The sequence below is a fragment of the Halocatena halophila genome, assembly GCA_027563145.1.
Lineage (GTDB): Archaea > Halobacteriota > Halobacteria > Halobacteriales > Haloarculaceae > Halocatena > Halocatena halophila.
Genome location: CP071306.1, coordinates 342,768 through 362,321 on the forward strand (window position 1 = coordinate 342,768; position 19,554 = coordinate 362,321).

Sequence of the window (19,554 nt, forward strand, 5' to 3'; positions counted from 1 at the left end):
TATTATAGTTTTAGGTTAATGAATTATTGGTGATGAGAGATACCACACGCGACGGGGATTCAAGGTGTTCCTTGCAGAACCGTTAGGTATGTACGAACGAACGTACATGGAAGGGACCCGTGGAACGATGGCAGTCGACTGGGAAGAACGGATCGACACCGCACGCCTCCGCCGCGAGCGCAAAACCCGTGCACTCGAGCGAATGGCAGATAATGGACTGGCCGCGATGGTGTTGTTTTCCGACCCGAACATTCGGTATGTGAACGGCCTTGCGATGACCGGGGGAAGCGGTGCAGATCACTACACGCTATTGACAGAAGATGGATCGATTGTCCACTGGGACACGGCTGATCACGCCGCCAATCAACGATTCAACTGTCCGTGGCTCGATGATATTAGATATGCCTGTCCAGGACTGGGGAACGTGCCCCGGGCTGTGGGTCGACCCTCTGCTCGTCGATTCCTGCGTGAAACCATGGTTGATGAGATTGCAACCGCCCTGAACGATCATGGATTACAAAACCAGCCGATCGGCATTGATATTGCGAATCCAGCATTGCTCGAGGCGTTCGAAGATCGATCGATCGATGTCGATACGGCGGCCTGCAAATCAGCGATGGCATCGGCTCGCGCGGTCAAAACCCGGGACGAAATCGAATGTCTTCGAATGGTCGCTGCGATCTGTGAAGGCGCGTTTCAGCACATCACTGAAACGGCGCGTCCGGGTCGGCGTGAATCCTCCATCTGGGGTGGAGCGGTCGAGCAACTGTTTCGTCTCGGTGCAGGCGTCCATGGTGGCTATCTAACGTCCGGACCGAACACCTGGCCGAAACACCAGGCAAACACCACCGATCGAATCCTTCGCCCGGGAGATCTCATCTATGCTGATTGTTACAACGTTTCGTATCTCGGTTACCGATCGTGTTACTACCGGACGTTTAGCCTGGGTGCGCCCACAGAGAGCCAAAAGGAGGCATACGAGACCGCTCGAGACAACCTCTATGATGTCCTCGAACGAATCGAGCCCGGTGCGACCACAGACGAGATCTGCAAGGGCTTTCCGGATATGGCGGGCGAGCACGCCGAGTGGTACGACGCGACTGACCACTGGCAGCTGACGACAAACCACTGGGCACACGGCCTTGGATTGCAACTCTATGAGCAACCGCTCATCTGGCGTGGCGTCTCCCCGGACCATCCGATCGAAATAAAAGAGGGGATGACAATGGCCGTCGAGACGATGGAGCCAGCAGACAACCAGGGTGTCCGCATCGAAGAGATGGTCGTGGTTCGTGAAAACGGCGTAGAGATCCTCAGTCGATGGCCAGTCGAATCGATTACCGTCATCGAGTCCTGAAGACCACTTCAATGTTGATTATTTATTTTATTACTACCGTAAGATTAATAAAATCTCAACACACAGTGTATAATGAGCGGTGAGATAGTTCACAACGGCCTCTCTGGTACGATCCATCGACACTCATCGTTCACACGCTTCCACAACGTTCCCCCACGTCGGGATGATCCCCATCCCGATTTCTAGACTGTGATGAGCAGATTGGGGCCGAATGACGTTACTGTCTGTAGCCGGCCGTAGTCACCTTGCCGAGAACGCAGAATCTCTCACAGCTGATGACTGAAAGATGATCACCGGAGACCGATCTGGTCTCTGAGTTCCTCAACGTGGTTCAACATTACTTCGACGCCGCTGGCCCAGAAAAGCTGGTTTGGTTCGAGCCGTTCGCCATAAAGCTCGTAGAAATCACCGTCAAGTTCGTCGTACAGAGAGATGACTTCCTCAGCAAGATCGTCGGGGAGTTGCATCTGCACCGCAGTACCGTCTTCGTCGTCACCACCGGTTGGTAACCCAACCGTACCACGCACCCCCACATGGCTCTGACCGCTTTCCTGGGTGTCGTTCACCCAAACGAATTCACTCGAATCGGACTGGTCCTCAACCATCATCTCCATTGTGGAAACTAATACAAATATACCTTGGGAGTCACCTCGGATCGTGGGGATGAATCGGTCTTGATGGCAGACTCTGCCCGACCGTCGTTCACGGAACGCTTTTTGTGAATCCCCCGTTCAGTTACTGTAGGATGGATCTTGAAGCTCGCGCCGAGGAGCTCGCCTCCGATCTCGGCGTAGACAAAGCGGAGGTCGTAGCGGATTTACAGACGTTACTGGAATACGACGTTCCAGTGTCAGAAGCGATCCAGAGTCTTCGTCGAAAGTATGGCGGTACTGGGGGCACCGCTTCGGTGCCGACGACGTCGTCGATCGAAGCGGTGACTGCCGATCTGCCTGGTGTCTCGCTGGTGGGGACTGTGCTGACGCGTGGACGGCGAACGATCGTGTACGATGGTGACGAACAGACGATTATCGAGGGGACGATCGGCGACGAGACCGGTCGTGTCGCCTACACCGCGTGGGAAGACCTCGGGTTTTCGGTTGGCGATACGATATCGATTCAGAACGCTGGCGTTCGAGAGTGGGACGGCGAACCCCAGCTCAATCTCGGCGACACCACGACGATTTCACCGGCCGAGGAGTCACTCGACGTGCCGTTCGAAGTGGGCGGCGATCGCACACTTGATTCGCTTGAGACGGGCGATCGTGGGATCACTGTCGGTGTATCGGTGCTTGAGTGTGAACAGCGAACGATCGACGGCAGAGACGGTGAGACCACAATTCTCAGTGGTGTGATTGGAGATGAAACGAAACGACTTCCGTTCACCGACTGGGAGGCCCACACTGAGATGATCGAACCGGGAGCGTCGGTCGAGCTCATCGACTGTCACGTCCGTGAACACAGAGGTGTTCCGGCGGTGAACATCGGCGAGCACACGACCGTCCGCCAGCTCGAACGGGAGGTTGCGGTGACCGACGCTGTCCCAGAACTGGAGATCGGCGAAGCAATCGACGCCGGTGGCGCGTTCGACATATCGGTTGTCGGTACCGTTATCGACGTTCGTGATGGCTCTGGGTTGATTCAGCGGTGTCCAGAGTGTTCGCGAGTGATACAGAACGGCCAGTGTCGGAGTCACGGTTCGGTGAGCGGCGAGGACGATCTCCGCATCAAAGCCGTCGTCGATGACGGCACCGGAGCGCTGATGGGAATCTGCGACCGCGAGCTGACGGAGTCAGTATACGGCGACACCCTTGAGGCCGCACGAGAGGCAGCCCGGGACGCGATGGATCGATCGGTGGTGACCAGTTCGATCGTGGAGGCGATCGTCGGCCGCCAGTACAGACTGCGCGGCTCGCTCCAGATCGACGAGTACGGAGCGATGCTCACGGTCGAATCGTTCGATCGGGTGTCTACCGCACCGACAGAGTTAGCACAGACAGCACTCGCGGAGGTGGGTCGATGAGCAACGCACCGTCCGGCGGTCGAGAGACCGCCCAACGGCTGTTTGCAGCTGAATTCGCCGATGCTACCCACGAGTATGCAGAGAGCGACGACGATCGCGCGCCGAACTACGTTGTCGCTCCGAGTGGGCTCCGGATGAATCGCGTGTTCGTGGCGGGCGTCCTAACGGAGATTTCGCCGGCCGGTGACAGCATGGTTCGGGCACGGATCGCCGATCCGACCGGTGCATTCGTCTGTTATGCAGGACAGTACCAGCCAGAAGCGCTCGCCACGCTCGAATCGCTTTCGCCGCCGGCTTTCGTTGCCATCACAGGCAAAGCACGAACGTTCTCGCCCGACGATGCGGACGTGGTGTACAGCTCGATCCGTCCGGAGGCAATCACCGAAATCGACGCCGAGACGCGCGATCGGTGGAGCGTGCGGACCGCACGCAGAACCCTCGAACGGGTCGCCACAACGGATGCAGTCCAGACGCGCGCCCTCGAAGATAATGAGATAGTACTGACACGACAGCTCGAGAAAGCGGGCGTTCCGGCGGATCGAGCGGCAGGGATTGCACGCGCCCAATCTGCGTACGGTACGACGACTGCGTATCTGTCCGAACTCCAGCGCCTCTCGATCGACGTGCTCGAACTCGTGGCCGGACAGAAGGAGTCGGTCGATCCGCTGTCGTATCCGCCCGGCGAGGATGCGACCGTCTCGTTCGTTCCGGCAATCGATCAGTCGATCGATCTCGATGAAAATTCATCGCCGGAACCACAGACGAATCCGGAGCATTCGGACGCTCCGTCCGTGACTGATTCCACCGAGCGCCCGGATGCCCATAGCGGTGAAACTGCCCTGCAGTCTGATCCGGACACCGAGTCGTCTGATGAGTCTATCACTAGTGAACCGGACGTGACAGACGAGACAGCTGCTGCGAAGATCGACACGGCAGTCGACGAATCGTTCGAGGACGACAGTCCGATCGACGACGGTGCATCCGCGTCGGATACGGCGGACGATTCCGTCACCGAGCCCACGCAGGACGACGAACTGTCGGCCGACCCCGACGAGTTCGATCCTGAGGAGTTCGAACTCGATGAAGAAGTACGCGAACAGGTCGAATCGGAGTTCGGTACGGAGTTCTCTACGGCAAGCGAGGTTGATACTTCCGACATGGAGGAGTCTCCAGATGATGGCCCCGATCAGACGCCAGCCGAGGGGTCCGTCGAAGCCGATCTGGAAGAATCAGCTGATAGTTCGATGGTAGAGGATGATGAGCAATCGGAGATTACCGATGCCGGAGAACGAGACACAGAGAACGGGCAAACTGATTCTGAGCGTGCTGTGGAATCGGACGCAGAATCCATCGATATCTCGTCGGTCGTTCTGAACGAGATGCGATCGCTGAACGACGGTGACGGCGTCGATCGAACAGAGCTCATTGACGCTGTCACTGCGCGTGCTGATGTCACTGTTGATGACGTTTCCGATGCAATTCAGGATGCGTTGATGAATGGACAGTGTTACGAGCCGGCCGAAGACACGCTCAAACCGATCTAATGGCGGCTGTCGAGCCGATTCCGGGGGCTCCTGTAGCCGTTGTGACGACGGCTAATGTGCGCCTGCTGGTTCTCGCAGATTATCATGCCGGAATCGAACTGCGATTCAAACAAAATGGCGTCGAGATACCCTCACGCGCAGACGAACGCCGAGAGACGGTGTGCTCGTTGCTCGATCGAACGAACGCCAGTCGGCTGGTCATCGTCGGTGATCTCGCGACGGATATCGGTCGTCCGAGCGCCACCGAACGCGACGAGATTGAGCGGCTGTTCGAGGCTGTCGCGGGCACGGTTCCAATAACAATCGTCAAGGGAAATCACGACGGTGACCTCGAAACTCTCGTCGATGAAGTAAAATTCGAGCACGATATCTCGGTGACTGACAGCGACGGCTGGCGATTTGGGGCCGTCGGATTCGTACACGGTCACACCTGGCCAGCCGAAGACGTGCTCGACGCGTCAATTCTGGTGATGGGTCACGAACATCCCATGGTCAATTTGACCGATGCTGTCGGCGGTGGATCGACCGAACGGGTTTGGCTCCGTGGCGCGCTCGATCCAACGCCGTTCGAACCCCACACGAGCTCACAACTTCTGGATCCCGGATCGCTCGTTGTCTGTCCTGCATTCAACGATCTCACCGGTGGTACCTGGATCAACACCAGTCAGACGTTTCTCGCACCGTTTCTTCCGGACGGTATCAACGACGGACAAGCCTATCTCCTCAATGGGACCCGGCTTGGTCCCTACGGTAATATTTAAATCTTGACAATTGTCGCGGCCGCCGCTCCGTCCGCAACGAAAGTGGACGGATCGTCAATTACCGCGAGAAGAGCGCGCTTTGCGGATCGATGCACCGTCGCGAAGTTTGTCCTGACAGTTCGGACAAACGCGGACGGACTCCATCCCGTTCGGTGCGAACACTCGTACGTACGCTTCGGTTACGAACGACCCACAGTTACTGCAGTCTGGCATCCTCTGAACGAATTTCACTCATAAACATACATCTTACGTATCTGAATGGGTAGAAATAATGTTATTATTGAAATGGAATACTGATATGAATGTTTGTACTATTAACTATTTATTGTTTGCATAGGTTTTCTCAACGAACTCAAGAATTCGATCAGATTCACTCATGGTGACGCCATATGTCTCGTCAACGAGGACGGGAACAGCACGCTGTCCCGAGGTTTCTTTGACTTCATTTCTCCGTGAGTGTTCGGGCGCAACCCAGACGTTTTCAACGTCGATATCGAGTTCGGCAAGTCGGTCACCAACGCGTTCACAGAACGGACAGCCCTCGAGGCGATATAATGTGGGCGACATGATTCACTATTTGTTCTCGATCAATACCATTCTAGGGGGTCGATTGCGTTATCGATTCGGATCGTGTGCTATTTTCGTCCCCGGGCTATCTCCAGAAAGAAAGCCATCCACTCCATCGACGCCGAAAACGAATGCATCAGTTTCGAGTTCGAGCAACGAGGCGACTTTCCCTGCCATGCCACCGGTGACATCTGTCGCTTCACTTTCACCGAGTACATGGGCAACGTCGTCAAAGGACTCGATCAGTGGAATCACCTCACTCCCATCGAGCACTCCAGACACTGCAGAACACAGTCCAACACGCGTTGCGTCCAGGGCAGACGCGTACGAACAGACGATCTCATCGCCGCTGAGAATCGTTGCGCCCACGCCAGCCTGTGCGATAACGTCGCCGTGACACACCGGGACGAATCCAGCAGCAAGCATGTCTTCGAGTGGCTCAGTGCACGCAGAGAGTTCGCCCGATTCTGTCCGTCGCGCTCCGGAAAATGGATGAATGGGAACCCCAGGAACGCCATGATCAACGAGCACATCGACGACCGCAGTATTGAGACGTTTCATGGCGTTCGTAATGTCACGAACCGCCGCTGGGTCGGTCGTGCCCGCAGTCTGGCTTACGCCGTGTGCCGCCGCGTGGTGATGGCCGAAGCTGCCACCCCCGTGAACGATGCAAAGATCCGCCACATCGTGTTCGGCGATGGTCGCCCCAAGCATCTCGAGTGTCTCATGATCGACGGTTTCCGGGCGGTCTTTTTCGGTGATCACGCTGCCACCGAGTTTGAGGATGGTGGTCATGGCTGTTCCACCCGGACGCCTTCGTGTGCGAGTTCTGCTCGGAAGGTACTCTCACATCCCGGAGTGTACTGCAGTGCCGTTCCGGAGGCTGGTGAAGGATCCAGCGCAACGATACAGCCACCACCACCGGCCCCAGTGAGCTTTGCACCCATCGCACCGGCTTCGCGTGTGGCCCACACCATCGAATCGAGCGATCGTGAGGAGACCCCAAGCGCGGACAACAGCCCGTGATTGAAGTTCATCAGTCGCCCCAGCTCCTGAAGGTCGCCATCAAGCAGTGCGGCTTCGCCCGTTCTAACCAGGTCACCGATCGATGACACTGTTTCGTCGGCGAATCCGTAGGTCTCACGGACCGATCGAACGCCGGCAACCAGTTCGCCCGTATCCCCAGCGCCGCCGTCGTAGCCAATAACGAACGGGAGACGCGGCGTGTCACCAATCTGCTGGCAATCATCACCTTCCACTCGGACGGCACCACCCATCGCTGAACAGAACGTATCAGCACGGGATGCCTGGCCGTCCTGGACGTCGTACTCCACCTGATAGGCACGATCGGCAATTTCCTCGGGCGATAGTTCGATGCCAACTTCGCGGGTTGCGGCGTCGATTGCTGCAACGACCACCGCGGCGGAGGAACCCAGACCAGCCCCCAGCGGAATATCGGATTCGATCGTCACCGTAAAGCCGACCGACGCATCAAGCACGTCTCTGACCTGCTCGATCGCTCCATCGACGTAGCCAACCGCTGCCTCAACCAATGGATGGGGGACGTCAAACTCAGCACTTTCTTCGGTCGCTCCCTCTGTGTACTCGACGGAGAAGCCGTTGATCGAGAGGTCATTGGCCTGAACCCGAATCCGCTCGTCGTCGCGTTTCGTTGCCCTGACGGTGGCCCGCCGCTCGATCGCGCAGGGAACGGCCGGCTCGCCGTACACAACGGCGTGTTCGCCGAACAGATACACCTTCCCTGGGGCGCTTGCAACAGTCATATAGCCCTCTTTTTCATCAACAAGGTAAAGCTACCCGAACGACGACGCCGTCGATTTTCGGTATGGATGGCTCTCCGCGGGTCCAGAACAGTCGAAAACTACTACACACAGTCCCCGAAAAACGGCTCACATCCCTTCTTCGAAGTCTTCGAGCGCGTACGTCGGTTCGCCGCCGCGGTTGTCGATCACTTCGTTGGCCAGCAACCAGTAGACGACTGACAGGGCGCGACGACCCTTGTTGTTCGTCGGAACCACAAGATCGACGTTGCCCGTGGTGTTGTTTGAGTCACACATTGCAACGACGGGGATTCCAACGGTGATGGCCTCTTTGACGGCCTGTGCGTCGCCGATTGGGTCGGTGACGACCACGACATCCGGCTCGATGTAGCCGTCGTATTTCGGGTTCGTCAGCGTCCCTGGAATGAACCGGCCAGTGCGAGCGCGTGCACCGACGGCGGTGGCGAACTTTTCGGCCGGGAAACGACCGTACTGTCGCGATGAGGCGACCAGGATCTGCTCTGGCTGGTAGTTCGCGATGAATCTCGCTGCCGTCCGAATCCGCGAGTCAGTCTGGCTCACATCGAGCACGTAGAGACCGTCGGTCCGAACACGGTGGATGAACCGCTCCATCGACTTCGTTTTCTGCTGCGTTCCGATATGGACACCGGCGGCGAGATACTCCTCAACCGGAATGAGGAGGTCTGCCTCGTCGTCGGGCATCACGTCCTCATCGAGAACAGGCTCTTGCTCGTCGGCCTGTTCTGCGACGGCGTCTGCGTTCTCTGGCTGTGCGTCCGTTTCTGTCGCCTGCGCGGACTGTGCGTCAGGCTCCTCAAGTTCTTCTTCGTTTTCGTTCATGCCGTATCCTCTATTCGAATGAGTTCGTTCAGTTTCGCCGTTCGCTCACCGCCAACCGCACCGGTTTTGATAAACGGTGCGGCGGTACCGACGGCAAGGTGTGCGATCGTTGCGTCTTCGGTCTCGCCACTTCGGTGTGAGATGACCGGTTCGTACCCGTTCTCGACGGCAAGCTCGATAGCGTCGAACGCCGCAGAGAGCGTCCCGATCTGGTTTGGCTTGATGAGGATGCTGTTTGCAGCCCCACTACCGATGCCGTCTGCGAGACGGTCAGTGTTCGTAACGAACAGATCGTCACCACAGATCAGTGTCTGTTCGCCGACCCGATCGGTCAGTCGTGCGAACGCCTCGTAGTCGTTCTCTTCGAGCGGATCCTCAACGTACGCCAGCTCGTGGTCACCCACCAGCTCGGCGATGTAGTCGATCTGCTCGTCAGTCGTCCGTGTGTTATCACCGTACTGGTAGGAACCGTCAGCAAACAGCTCCGAGGCGGCCACGTCCAGGCCAATCTCGATCCTGAATCCAAGTTCGTCGCTGACCTCTGCAATCGCCGATTCGAGCACATCGAATGCCTCTTCGTCGGTGATTGCAGGTGCCCAGGCACCCTCGTCGCCTTTGTTGGCCGTCACGCCACGGTCAGAAAGCAACTCGCCAACCGTCTGGTGGACGGCGGCGTTCGCGAAGACGGCGTCCGAAACGCTCGGTGCGCCAACAGGGGCCGAGAGATATTCCTGAATGTGCGTGCCACCGACCGCGTGCTCGCCGCCACCGATCATGTTGCCAAGCGGCGTTGGAACGTCGCTCCCGCGGAACGTTCCCCCGAGATGTTGATATAAGGGTGCGCCGAGCACGTCGGCCGCTGCTTTCGCCGCCGCCATGCTGATCGCCACTGCGCTGTTCGCACCGATCCGGCTGAAGTCGTCGGTGCCATCAGCAGCGGTGAGCGTCCGATCGACCATCCGCTGATCGCCGGCGTACACCTGCCCAACGAGCCTCGAGACGGCGTGTTCGCGCGCCTGCGCGATCGCCTCATCGGCAGGTAGCTCGATTGCTTCGTACTCGCCGGTGCTTGCGCCGCTTGGGGCACTCGCACGACCGAACCCGTCACGTTCGGTGTGGACGACTGCCTCAACGGTTGCGTTGCCACGAGAATCCAGTACCTTCCGGAGCTGTACGTCAGTGATGAGCGTCATTGTGCCCCCGTACTGCGTTTGACCGTAAACGGCAACACGCCAGCATCGTATTCTTCGGCCGCGATGAGAATGGGCTCTTCGCGGTCAGTTTCGATTAGCACCGGTGCGCCGTACGTTACCTGCAGCGCTCGCGCGCCGATGATACGTGCCTTCTCATACCGATTATGTCGCTGTTGCATCACCATCACTGGTACGGGGAGACGATATCCACGAGGTCTTTGTGCGAAACAAGCATACGACGACAGCACGGCCGTTCGATGCCGAGATCGTCAAGCACTGCTTCGGGTGATTCGTCTCCCTCCTTTGCGCGTTCTTTGAACTCCTCCCAATGCTCGCCGACGACCTTGCCACACGTGAAACACCGAACGGGTACCATCATGCCGTGATCACCTCAGCGGTAAGATTTCTGGTAGCGTGCCCGAGCGCCTGGACCGCCCCATTTTTTGGCTTCCGACTGTCGGACGTCGTTCACGAGCAACGAGCGATCGAAGCTCATGAACGCATCGCGCAGCTCGGCATCGTTCGTGTGATCGACGAGCCCGCGGGCGATCGCCGTCCGAACGGCGTCTGCCTGGCCACTAGAGCCCCCACCCGCAACCTGGACGCTGATATCCACGTCCTCTCGCAGCTCCGAGCCGGCAATACGGAACGGCTCTAGCATCTTCAGTCTGGACTGTTCTGGTTCGACCAGCTCGATCGGCTGTGCGTTGATCCGAACCCGCCCGTCGCCGTCAGAAACGGTTGCTCGGGCGATGGCGGTCTTTTTCTTTCCACTCGTGTTGGTTACCATGTGACGTTCGCTCCCAGTCGCTCACTGATCTCGCTCAGTGAAATGAATTTGATGTTCGAAAGTCGATCCAACGACGTGTCGTCGATGATCTCGCCGTCATCGTCGTACGGATTACCCACGTAGCAGCGGATCCCCTCGAACGCACTCCGGCCACGTGGCTTTTTGTACGGCAACATGCCGCGGATTGAGCGCTTGAAGATTCGGTCTGGCCGTTTCGGGTAGTACGGTCCCCGGTCGGAGCCAACATCTACGCGCTTTTCGTAGACGCTCATGATGTCGTCCTCGTTGCCCGTGATGACGGCCTGTTCGGTGTTGACCACGGCGATCGACTCGCCTTCGAGTGCTCGATCGGCGACGTGGCTTGCGACACGACCGAGAATGCAATCGCGCGCGTCGATAACGACATCAGCGTCGAATTCGGCGACGCTCATCGAATCACCCGTACGTTCGAGCCGTCTGGATTCCGTTCGAGTGCCTGTTCGAGTTCGATTGCCTCACCAACCTGGCTGATCTTCGTCTGGGCCGTCCCAGAGAAATCGACAGCGGCGACGGTGACTTCCTTGCGGAGTGCACCGCTACCGAGCACCTTGCCCGGTACGATGACCGTCTCGTCTTCTTTGGCGTATCGCTCGATACGCCCGAGATTGACTTCGGCGTGCGTACGGCGTGGTTTTTCGAGCCGCTCGGCAATATCACCCCACACCGCTGCACCACCGCGGGCCGCCCGTTTGCAGTCGGCGATGAGACTCGTGAGTCTCGGGTTTGTCTTGTTCATGATTCTGAGAAATGCAGGGAGCAGGATTTGAACCTGCGGACCTCTACAGGACAGCGCCCTGAACGCTGCGCCGTTGGCCAAACTTGGCTATCCCTGCGCGTATTGTGTGTAATTACCGGCCCCCACATACCACTTTCGATCCCAACGCCGTCTGTGAGACTGGCGACTGGCGCCGCTGGTCGGACCGTGGTGGGACAGACAGGTGTGGATGTGAGGAACATGTTCTTAGAGTTGTACCGCTTGTTCGAGCTCCGTCGCTCGCTCGGCGAGCGAATCGGCCGCGTTGGTCACCAGTTCGTCGACGCTCATCGAGCCGTCACTCTCAACGTGGAAGACGAACGCGTCGTCCACATCGCGAACGGAGACCTCCTTGTCGGGATATCGCTTGGAGAGATCATTGTCGAACGTCTCGGTGGCGACGAGCGCACCGTTTTCAGGCTCGCCGGTGCCGTCGGTTGCGACCGCGTGCTCAGCTGCACGCTCCTCGATGACGCCTCGCAGGATCTCTGGCTCCGAGTCGCTGTACTCGTCTGCGTCGTCTTCGACGACGACGGTCTGGAGATGACGATAGCCGACGGCGACGCCGCCCTGGTTTTTGGCGTGGTCGCGACCCCGACCCATCACGGCATCGGCTTCGAGTTCGAGGCGCTGTGGCGAGTCAGCCGTCTCCGGATATTTGAGCTCGATAATTGGGATGTTCGTATCGGCCGGCTCGACGAGTTCGTGATCGGAGCGCAGATCTCCGGAGTAGGCCGTTTCTGGCCCTTCAACGTCAAGCGCAAGCGTAACGATATCACCCTCTTCGAACTCGTTCGGCGGCGTGGTCAACGGAACCAGCCCGAGCCGGAGCGAGATCTGTTCGTCGAACATCACCGAGGAGTTCTCGATGATTCGAACCGAATCGATCGAAAGCGTCGGCACATCGGCGATGATCGCCCGCCGCAGCCCATTCGCGAACGCCGGCGAGACGCCCCGAACGAGAAATCGCGCAGTGCGTTCGTCGCGATCGATGAACTGCACCTCGAAGTTCTCCGTCATTTCAGAACCCGCTGTTTTTCGGTGGCCGCGTCCCGTCGTGTGGGATCGGCGTGACATCTTCGATGCGGCCGATCTCGAGTCCGGCGCGTGCAAGCGCTCTGATTGCTGCCTGTGCACCTGGTCCAGCGTTTTTCTGGAGGTTGCCACCGGGACCGCGAACGCGAACGTGGACGCCTTCGATTCCCTGTGCCAGGATATTCTCGGCGACGACCTCTGCCATCTGCATTGCCGCATACGGCGAGGCCTCATCGCGGTTCTGTTTGACGACCGATCCACCACTGGATTTGGCGAGCGTTTCGGCACCCGTCTCGTCGGTGATGGTGATGATCGTGTTGTTGAACGACGCGTGGATGTGGGCGATGGCCCATCGTTCGTTGGATTCAGCGCTCATTATTCCTGACCCTCAGATCGTGCTGGATGCAGTTCATCAGCCAGCGGGCTGGTTTCATCGTATTCGATGCTGCCTTCTTCGCTCACCGGCACGGTGTAGGACGGAATTGTCACGTTGTGGCCGTTGACCTCCACGTGGCCGTGCGTGATGAACTGTCGTGCCTGCTTTGGCGTGTTACCGAGGCCCTGCCGATAGACGATCGTCTGCAGCCGCCGTTCGAGCAGATCGGTCACTTCCAGGCTCAACACGTCGTCGGCACCGGCCTCGTTTCCGAGAATGCCGATCCGACGGAGTCGATCGAGAAATTCCTGGGCTTCCTCGTCGGCAGACTCGCCACCTGCCCCTTCACGGCCGAGCAGGGCGCGTGCCTCACGACGGAACGAGCGCAGCTGTGACTGGGTACGCCACAGTTCTTCTTTGTTTTTCAACCCGTAGCGTCCGAGCAGACCACTCTCTTCGGCGATCCGATCGTCCTGATACGGATGGTTCGGTGTCTCGTAGAACTTCGTGTTCTGTCCAAGTGTCATTACTCAGGCTCACCTTCTTCTTTGATCGCTTCGACGTTGACACCGATCGTGCCTTCGGTACGGCCCGTGGATTTCGTCCGCTGTCCGCGAACCTTCTGGCCACGCTTGTGTCGGATGCCTTTGTACGAATCGACCATTTTCTGGCGGTTGATGTCCTGTCGAATGGTCATCTCCAGGTCATTGCCAGTTTCGTGGGTAGTTTCGCCGCTGAAGTAGCTCCGCTGGTGGTTCGACAACCACTGCGGAACGTTGTCGGCGTACTGTGCTACCTGTTCGACGACGGCGTCGATCTGGTCGTCATCGAGGCGGCCGAACGTCATCGACCGGTCGATATCGACGCTGTCACAGATAATCCGTGCGGTCCGGCGGCCGATACCGTTCAGCTCGCACAGAGCACGCTCGGCAGACTTCGTGCCGTCGAGGTCAGTTTGTCCGATGCGGACGAAGTAGCGAATGTCCTCTTCGTCCGCTTGTGTGTCTTCGGAACTCATGGATGATGGTCAAACGTCGTGGCGGGGATTCGAACCCCGGAGGCTTAACGCCACTGAGTTAGCAACCCAGCGCCTTGGGCCATGCTTGGCTACCACGACTCGCACTCTCGCCCGTCAGGACTCGGGGAGGGCCTCCCCTGCATTATTCGATTGCATTCGTAGCAACCCCTCCTTCGTACTTAAGCACTCCGATGATCGCGGCCCCTGAGAGCGGTTCACGACGCTATGATCCAATCCTGGTACTCGCCACGTGTATCGGTTCTCTCCAGGTGATTTCGAGTTGCATTTCACCTGGTGCTGTGTACGAACGCCCCCGGGATTTATGGTATCAATGAACCTATAAACATGTATGGACACCTCCTCCACGCGAGCGCTTACGTTGTTCGCCGTCGCAGTGGGTTCGTTGCTTCTGTTTGGTCCGCTGACCGCCGTCGTGCTTGCACTCGTTGGTCTCGACATTGCCAGCCTGATTGGGATCACGCCGCCGTACGGCTGGGCGCTCGTTGTCGCTGTGCTCGCCGTCACCCTCTGGGCATTTGCGGTGGCCGGCGAGATCGCAATGATTCGTGTACACGGCGTTCGAATCCTCCACCGTGGTGACAGCAGACTACGGATGGCTGGCCGTCATCTATTGCTCGTCGTTCCGCTGGTCGCGGCGGTCATGAAGCTCACGCCGCTGGTCTGGTTGCTCGTTCGTGATGGACTCACCCAGAGCAATCCTGTGTACGTCGGAATCACCCTCGCGTTTGCGGTGGCGATCGCCTGGACAGCGATCCGGACGCTCAGGGCGTTTCGACGCGGTTTGACGATCGAATCGTGAGTTCGTCTGGAGATTACGATTCGATATACTCCTCATTTACAACCCACTCGCCGTCTCGTTCGACCATATACTCGCCGTAGTAGGGGACTCGCTCGGCAACGGTGGCCTCGAACGCCGCCCTGATCTCGGATTTGCTCATCTCGCCCATCGACTTGCAGTTGTCGTGGCGGTTCAGACAGCCCTTAAGCTGTCCATCATGTGTGACACGCACGCGATGACAGTTTGCACAGAACGTCTCATTTCCAACTGGATCGACGACTTCGACGAGTCCGCCGTCGATCCAGTAGCGTCGCCGGTCGTGCATTTCCCTGGTGACGATCTCGTCTGCCTGTTCGGTGAGCCAGTCATGAACCCGCTCGATTTCGATTGCCCACTCGGGATGACCGGCAATCTCGGGCATATACTCGATGAGCTGCAGCTGGAGGCCGTCGTTTTCGGCGACGTGCTCGACCATCTCGGGAACGTAGCCGGCCGTGGCCTCGAAAACGACCATGTTGAGTTTCACTGGCGTCAGTCCAGCGTCAACGGCAGCGAGCACACCCTCGATCACGGCGTCGTACGCGCCCGTCTGGGTGACTTCGCGAAACGCCGCAGGATCCAACGCGTCCTGTGAGACGTTGACCCGTTCGAGGCCGGCCTCGTATAATGCGGTCGCGCGCCCGGGGAGAAACGTCCCGTTGGTGGTAAGCGAGGCGGACATTGAGTCGGGCGTTCGTCGGATGATCGTCTCAAGATCATCGCGCAACATCGGCTCGCCACCGGTGAACTTCACCGCCGTGACGCCATATTCGGCTGCGACGTCCAGAAAACGAACGACCTCGTCGGTGTTCATCTCTGCAGCCTGTGGTTCCATCGGTCCACGAGTGTCACCGAGCCCCTCGTTGTGACAGTAAACACAATCGAAATTGCAGCGATCGGTGAGCGAGACTCGTACGCCAGTGATCTCGCGCCCGAACTCGTCTGCGAGCATACCAGAACACTGTCGGTGCAACAAGAAAAGCATCGGGGCGGCGGCGACGCTGGCCACCAGTTCGTTCACAATCCTTATTCAGCGGCCAACGGTACTCCGCCGTATGGACAGACAGGACGTACTCGATCGGCTTTCGGCGGTTACAGACCCCGATCTCGACGATGACATCGTCTCGCTTGGGCTCATAAACGAGGTGGCACTCACGGAGGATCGCGTCGAGATCTCGCTTGCACTGGGTGCACCGTATTCGCCACACGAAACACAGATTGCAGGCGACGTTCGCTCGGCGCTCGCAGATACTGGGCTCGAAATATCGCTTTCGGCCTCGGTCGATACGGGCGTTGATCCGGACGCACAGGCGCTCGAAAGCGTGACCAACGTGATCGCGGTGGCCTCCGGAAAGGGTGGTGTCGGAAAATCAACCGTGGCGGTGAATCTTGCGGCCGGACTGTCCGATATGGGTGCTCGCGTCGGGCTGTTCGACGCCGACATCTACGGACCGAACGTTCCGCGGATGATTGCTGCCGACGAGCGACCGCAGGCGACGGCCGACGAAACGATCATCCCACCGGAACGGTTCGGCATTCAGCTGATGAGTATGGACTTTCTCGTCGGCGAAGACGATCCGGTCATCTGGCGCGGACCAATGGTGCATAAGATCCTCACCCAGCTCTGGGACGACGTCGAATGGGGCTCGCTGGATTACATGGTCATCGATCTTCCACCCGGAACGGGGGACACCCAGCTGACGCTGTTACAGTCGGTTGGACTGGCCGGTGCGGTGATCGTCACGACACCCCAGGAGGTAGCCGTTGACGACGCCCGCAAGGGGCTCCGCATGTTCGGCGAGCATGAAACCCCAGTGTTAGGGATCGTCGAGAACATGAGCACCTTCACGTGTCCGGACTGTGGCTCGACGCACTCGATCTTCGGAAGTGGTGGCGGGAAATCGTTCGCTGATGAGGTTGAAATGCCGTTTCTTGGTTCGCTACCGCTCGATCCGCGCGTGCGTTCGGGTGGCGATGATGGCTCGCCGATCGTTCTCGAGGCGGACTCCACCACAGCAAGTGCGTTCCGGTCGGTAACCGAAGCCGTGGCCAACAACGTCGGAATCGTTCGGCGCAACGAACACCGTGATCACACGTCCACCGATCAATGAGCGTCGACGACGACCGCGAAACGATGGCAACCATTCGAGCGATTGCCGATGACGTTCGCAACGGGGATGACGAGAGCAGCGAACAGATCGCCGCCATGCTCTACCGGGTGTCAGATCTGTACGACCCCGAGGAATCGACGACAACACAGGACATCTACACCAATATGCGAACGATTCTGAATGTCAAAGAGCGGGGCGGCATTCGACGATCGAACGACGACTCCTCGTAGATCACACCCGACGCGTTTTATGGAACGGACTGACTCGACGACCACCCAACGTGTAGAGCCACAGCAATATCAGCCCGATCAGATACGAGATCACGACCGGGAGCGAAAAGAGCAACATCCCGAACACGCCCTCGGGCGCGGCGACTGCGATCACACAGATAATCGCCACGACTGCTTCTCGCCAGTAGCTACGAATCACCCGGAATGGCATGAGGCCGCTGCGATGGAGATACACCATCGTCGTCGGGATGACGGCCAGCAGGCCTACACCAACTGTGGTGAAAAAGACCAGCCAACCGAATGAGCTGATTCGATAGCGGATGAGCATGTTCGACTGAATAACGTCCCAGGCGAGCCAGGAGATGATATTCGGCGCTACAACCATATAGCCAATCGCCGAGCCAACGAGCAGTGCGCCGAGCGAGGAGAGCACCCACATCGAGAGCAAGCCCCAGTTTGCGCGGCCGCTGACGAACCCACGATCGTTCAACGCCGGCGTCATGTAGTAGAGCAACAACGGCGTTACGGCGACAATCCCGGCGATCACCGAGAGCTTCACGTCGAAAATGAGCATCTCGACGGGATGCAGCGGCACGATCTGCACGTCGCTATTCGTGACGCTGGGGGGCAGGCGGCTCAGGAAGTCGTTTTTTAGCACTTTGAGTCCGCCCTGATACATCGCCGTAAACACCGACCCCATCACGACGACGAACAGCCCGATAATCCGGAACGATTTCGAGGTGAGACTGCTGAGGATGAACTGAAGGTCGTAGAAATATCCGCCGATGTCGTCTTCCGTGCGCTCTTCCTCGGTGAACGAGTTAACGACACCGGCCGTCGTTCCGGTGACGACCGATCCCACATCACCATCGTCGTCTTGTGACTGGACTGGCGCTCCACTGGCGTCCTGTGGCGCTGGCTCACCCGCTTCGGCCGGTGGTTGCTGGGACTGTTGTTGTCGGTGTCGTTCTTCTTCGACCGCGTCGAATCGGTCCAAAATTGCCTGCGCCTTTGCCGAGTTGTCATTATCCATCGCGTGACTCGCGTGCGCGAGCGCCTCATCCTCGTCCATCGCGAGAAACGCCTCTTTTGGGGCGACAGAAATCGCGCTGGCATCGAGTGAACCGATGTCGATCTCGGATGGATCACCGCTAGAGGCCGGCGACGGCCCAACGAGCCGGTCGGAGATATCAACCGTTGCGAACAGCCGATAGACGAACGTTGCAAAGCCAGCGAGCAGCGCAACGCCGACCGCTATGGCGATAATCGCCGGCTCTCGGTCGATGGGAACGACCGATTCGATCGGTGGTACCGTCGCGATTTCGTAGCTGGCGAGATAGCTGCTGACGATCGATTCGATTCCAGATTCGAACGCATAGTAGACAGCAAAGCCTGTTAGCACAGCACTCCCGAGGATGAAGTTCCACTGTTTTGCGGCGATTCTCCACAGTCCGAACTCATCACTTGAGTATTTGATCGTGAGAACGAATCGTGAGAGAAAGAGGCTAAACAGATACAACAGAAACACCGGCGTTCCCCAGAGCACCTGCGTGAACGGATCCGGTGGCGTAAACAGCGCACCGAATGCGTAGATGACCACCACTGCGTGGCGCCACTTATCGCGGAACGTCTCGTACGGAACGATCCCCGAATAGGAGAGCAACACCATAAACAGCGGAAGCTCTGCGGCCACGCCCATCCCAATCGTGATCAGCATGAAAAACCGAAACCATTTCACGAACTGGTATTTCGGTGACAGCCCGGACTGAATCGCGTTTTCGGCCAGAAACTCGAACAACAACGGTGCGAAAAAGAACTGTGCGTACGCAACGCCCAGCGAGAACAATCCAATCACACCAACGATCAATAGCCCGAGCTCAAGCCGTGAGAGCGGCGCTTTCGGGAGCCAGCCCCGCTCTCTAAGTACGTCACGCGACACCCAGATAATCATCGGCGTCGCGATGATCAACCCGAGGATCATCGATACTTTCGTCTGTAACAACACGATGGTGAACGGTGAGGTGGCCACGGCGTCCGCCCTCTCGACGAGTCCCTGCCCCTTCAGATACGGAAAGAAGTAGTTGATTAGCGCGTAGAACGAGAGCGCAAAGCCAAGCGCAAACACCAAAAAGATCTTTCGGAGCTCGTTTTGTGCGCTCGATAGAACATCCCCGAACGCTTCACGGCCATCGTCGATCGTTTGGAGAGTGCTCTGATCAATCGCACTTGCCATGCGGGCGTTTTGTGGGTCTACCGTTGTCAATCTTCTCTCTTTGATC

At 58.3% G+C, this 19,554-nt stretch carries 25 protein-coding genes and 2 tRNA genes; 7 read left to right on the top strand and 20 right to left on the bottom strand.

What is annotated here, in order from left to right; translation table 11 throughout:
- Positions 1-88 precede the first annotated feature (88 nt).
- On the top strand, positions 89-1,357 hold the full coding sequence (locus JXQ78_RS01730) for a M24 family metallopeptidase (protein ID WP_330631754.1): 1,269 nt from the start codon (positions 89-91) through the stop codon (positions 1,355-1,357).
- A gap of 290 nt (positions 1,358-1,647) precedes the next feature.
- Here the strand turns inward: JXQ78_RS01730 and JXQ78_RS01735 are convergent, their stop codons facing one another.
- A complete protein-coding gene (locus JXQ78_RS01735; RefSeq protein ID WP_330631755.1) occupies positions 1,648-1,962 on the bottom strand; it encodes a hypothetical protein in 315 nt (104 codons plus the stop codon).
- A gap of 140 nt (positions 1,963-2,102) precedes the next feature.
- Between JXQ78_RS01735 and JXQ78_RS01740 the strand changes: the two genes are divergently transcribed.
- The 3 genes from JXQ78_RS01740 to JXQ78_RS01750 are packed head-to-tail and all read left to right on the top strand — an operon-like array spanning position 2,103 to position 5,682.
- A complete protein-coding gene (locus JXQ78_RS01740) occupies positions 2,103-3,377 on the top strand; it encodes a Single-stranded DNA binding protein (RefSeq protein WP_330631756.1) in 1,275 nt (424 codons plus the stop codon).
- On the top strand, positions 3,374-4,921 hold the full coding sequence (locus tag JXQ78_RS01745) for a hypothetical protein (protein WP_330631757.1): 1,548 nt from the start codon (positions 3,374-3,376) through the stop codon (positions 4,919-4,921). The genes JXQ78_RS01740 and JXQ78_RS01745 overlap by 4 nt, the downstream gene beginning before the upstream one ends.
- Complete coding sequence (locus JXQ78_RS01750) at positions 4,921-5,682, top strand: metallophosphoesterase (RefSeq protein WP_330631758.1); 762 nt, start codon at positions 4,921-4,923, stop codon at positions 5,680-5,682. Before JXQ78_RS01745 ends, JXQ78_RS01750 begins: the two co-directional genes overlap by 1 nt.
- Before the next feature lie 54 nt (positions 5,683-5,736).
- On the opposite strand, the gene JXQ78_RS01755 is transcribed toward JXQ78_RS01750, so the two are convergent.
- The 17 genes from JXQ78_RS01755 to JXQ78_RS01835 all read right to left on the bottom strand — a co-directional run bounded on the left by JXQ78_RS01755 (position 5,737) and on the right by JXQ78_RS01835 (position 14,195).
- A complete protein-coding gene (locus JXQ78_RS01755) occupies positions 5,737-5,895 on the bottom strand; it encodes a DUF7563 family protein (protein WP_330631759.1) in 159 nt (52 codons plus the stop codon).
- A 105-nt stretch (positions 5,896-6,000) separates the two neighbouring features.
- Positions 6,001-6,249, bottom strand: a complete 249-nt coding sequence (locus tag JXQ78_RS01760) for a glutathione S-transferase N-terminal domain-containing protein (protein ID WP_330631760.1) — start codon at positions 6,247-6,249, stop codon at positions 6,001-6,003.
- A gap of 48 nt (positions 6,250-6,297) precedes the next feature.
- A complete protein-coding gene (locus tag JXQ78_RS01765; protein WP_330631761.1) occupies positions 6,298-7,044 on the bottom strand; it encodes an isopentenyl phosphate kinase in 747 nt (248 codons plus the stop codon).
- Positions 7,041-8,033, bottom strand: coding sequence for a mevalonate kinase (mvk, locus tag JXQ78_RS01770; protein WP_330631762.1), 993 nt, complete (start codon positions 8,031-8,033; stop codon positions 7,041-7,043). The genes JXQ78_RS01765 and mvk overlap by 4 nt, the downstream gene beginning before the upstream one ends.
- Before the next feature lie 126 nt (positions 8,034-8,159).
- Positions 8,160-8,891, bottom strand: a complete 732-nt coding sequence (rpsB, locus tag JXQ78_RS01775) for a 30S ribosomal protein S2 (RefSeq protein ID WP_330631763.1) — start codon at positions 8,889-8,891, stop codon at positions 8,160-8,162.
- Positions 8,888-10,084, bottom strand: a complete 1,197-nt coding sequence (eno, locus tag JXQ78_RS01780; protein ID WP_330631764.1) for a phosphopyruvate hydratase — start codon at positions 10,082-10,084, stop codon at positions 8,888-8,890. Before eno ends, rpsB begins: the two co-directional genes overlap by 4 nt.
- Positions 10,081-10,266, bottom strand: coding sequence for a DNA-directed RNA polymerase subunit K (locus tag JXQ78_RS01785; protein WP_407934053.1), 186 nt, complete (start codon positions 10,264-10,266; stop codon positions 10,081-10,083). The genes eno and JXQ78_RS01785 overlap by 4 nt, the downstream gene beginning before the upstream one ends.
- Positions 10,267-10,268: 2 nt before the next feature.
- Positions 10,269-10,463 (bottom strand): DNA-directed RNA polymerase subunit N, encoded by a 195-nt coding sequence (locus JXQ78_RS01790; protein WP_330631766.1) that lies wholly within the window; start codon positions 10,461-10,463, stop codon positions 10,269-10,271.
- A gap of 12 nt (positions 10,464-10,475) precedes the next feature.
- Complete coding sequence (locus tag JXQ78_RS01795) at positions 10,476-10,874, bottom strand: 30S ribosomal protein S9 (protein WP_330631767.1); 399 nt, start codon at positions 10,872-10,874, stop codon at positions 10,476-10,478.
- A complete protein-coding gene (locus JXQ78_RS01800; RefSeq protein ID WP_330631768.1) occupies positions 10,868-11,305 on the bottom strand; it encodes a 50S ribosomal protein L13 in 438 nt (145 codons plus the stop codon). Before JXQ78_RS01800 ends, JXQ78_RS01795 begins: the two co-directional genes overlap by 7 nt.
- Complete coding sequence (locus JXQ78_RS01805) at positions 11,302-11,649, bottom strand: 50S ribosomal protein L18e (protein WP_330631769.1); 348 nt, start codon at positions 11,647-11,649, stop codon at positions 11,302-11,304. The genes JXQ78_RS01800 and JXQ78_RS01805 overlap by 4 nt, the downstream gene beginning before the upstream one ends.
- A 12-nt stretch (positions 11,650-11,661) precedes the next feature.
- Positions 11,662-11,746: transfer RNA gene (locus tag JXQ78_RS01810), tRNA-Leu, on the bottom strand.
- A gap of 128 nt (positions 11,747-11,874) precedes the next feature.
- The gene (locus JXQ78_RS01815; RefSeq protein WP_330631770.1) at positions 11,875-12,687 is read right to left on the bottom strand and encodes a DNA-directed RNA polymerase subunit D; all 813 of its coding nucleotides are present in this window, start codon (positions 12,685-12,687) and stop codon (positions 11,875-11,877) included.
- A 1-nt stretch (position 12,688) separates the two neighbouring features.
- The gene (locus tag JXQ78_RS01820; protein WP_330631771.1) at positions 12,689-13,078 is read right to left on the bottom strand and encodes a 30S ribosomal protein S11; all 390 of its coding nucleotides are present in this window, start codon (positions 13,076-13,078) and stop codon (positions 12,689-12,691) included.
- Positions 13,078-13,605, bottom strand: a complete 528-nt coding sequence (locus JXQ78_RS01825; RefSeq protein ID WP_330631772.1) for a 30S ribosomal protein S4 — start codon at positions 13,603-13,605, stop codon at positions 13,078-13,080. The genes JXQ78_RS01820 and JXQ78_RS01825 overlap by 1 nt, the downstream gene beginning before the upstream one ends.
- Complete coding sequence (locus tag JXQ78_RS01830) at positions 13,605-14,096, bottom strand: 30S ribosomal protein S13 (protein WP_330631773.1); 492 nt, start codon at positions 14,094-14,096, stop codon at positions 13,605-13,607. Before JXQ78_RS01830 ends, JXQ78_RS01825 begins: the two co-directional genes overlap by 1 nt.
- Before the next feature lie 14 nt (positions 14,097-14,110).
- A tRNA-Ser gene (locus JXQ78_RS01835) sits at positions 14,111-14,195 on the bottom strand.
- A gap of 250 nt (positions 14,196-14,445) precedes the next feature.
- Here JXQ78_RS01835 and JXQ78_RS01840 point away from each other — a divergent pair.
- On the top strand, positions 14,446-14,916 hold the full coding sequence (locus JXQ78_RS01840; protein ID WP_330631774.1) for a hypothetical protein: 471 nt from the start codon (positions 14,446-14,448) through the stop codon (positions 14,914-14,916).
- A gap of 13 nt (positions 14,917-14,929) precedes the next feature.
- Here the strand turns inward: JXQ78_RS01840 and moaA are convergent, their stop codons facing one another.
- Positions 14,930-15,886, bottom strand: a complete 957-nt coding sequence (moaA, locus tag JXQ78_RS01845; RefSeq protein WP_330631775.1) for a GTP 3',8-cyclase MoaA — start codon at positions 15,884-15,886, stop codon at positions 14,930-14,932.
- A 103-nt stretch (positions 15,887-15,989) separates the two neighbouring features.
- Between moaA and JXQ78_RS01850 the strand changes: the two genes are divergently transcribed.
- Together JXQ78_RS01850 and JXQ78_RS01855 are read left to right on the top strand one after the other, a co-directional pair.
- Positions 15,990-17,045, top strand: a complete 1,056-nt coding sequence (locus JXQ78_RS01850) for an Mrp/NBP35 family ATP-binding protein (RefSeq protein WP_330631776.1) — start codon at positions 15,990-15,992, stop codon at positions 17,043-17,045.
- Positions 17,042-17,275, top strand: a complete 234-nt coding sequence (locus tag JXQ78_RS01855; protein ID WP_330631777.1) for a hypothetical protein — start codon at positions 17,042-17,044, stop codon at positions 17,273-17,275. The genes JXQ78_RS01850 and JXQ78_RS01855 overlap by 4 nt, the downstream gene beginning before the upstream one ends.
- Position 17,276: 1 nt before the next feature.
- Here the strand turns inward: JXQ78_RS01855 and JXQ78_RS01860 are convergent, their stop codons facing one another.
- A complete protein-coding gene (locus JXQ78_RS01860) occupies positions 17,277-19,508 on the bottom strand; it encodes a twin-arginine translocase subunit TatC (RefSeq protein ID WP_330631778.1) in 2,232 nt (743 codons plus the stop codon).
- Between the last annotated feature and the right edge of the window lie 46 nt (positions 19,509-19,554).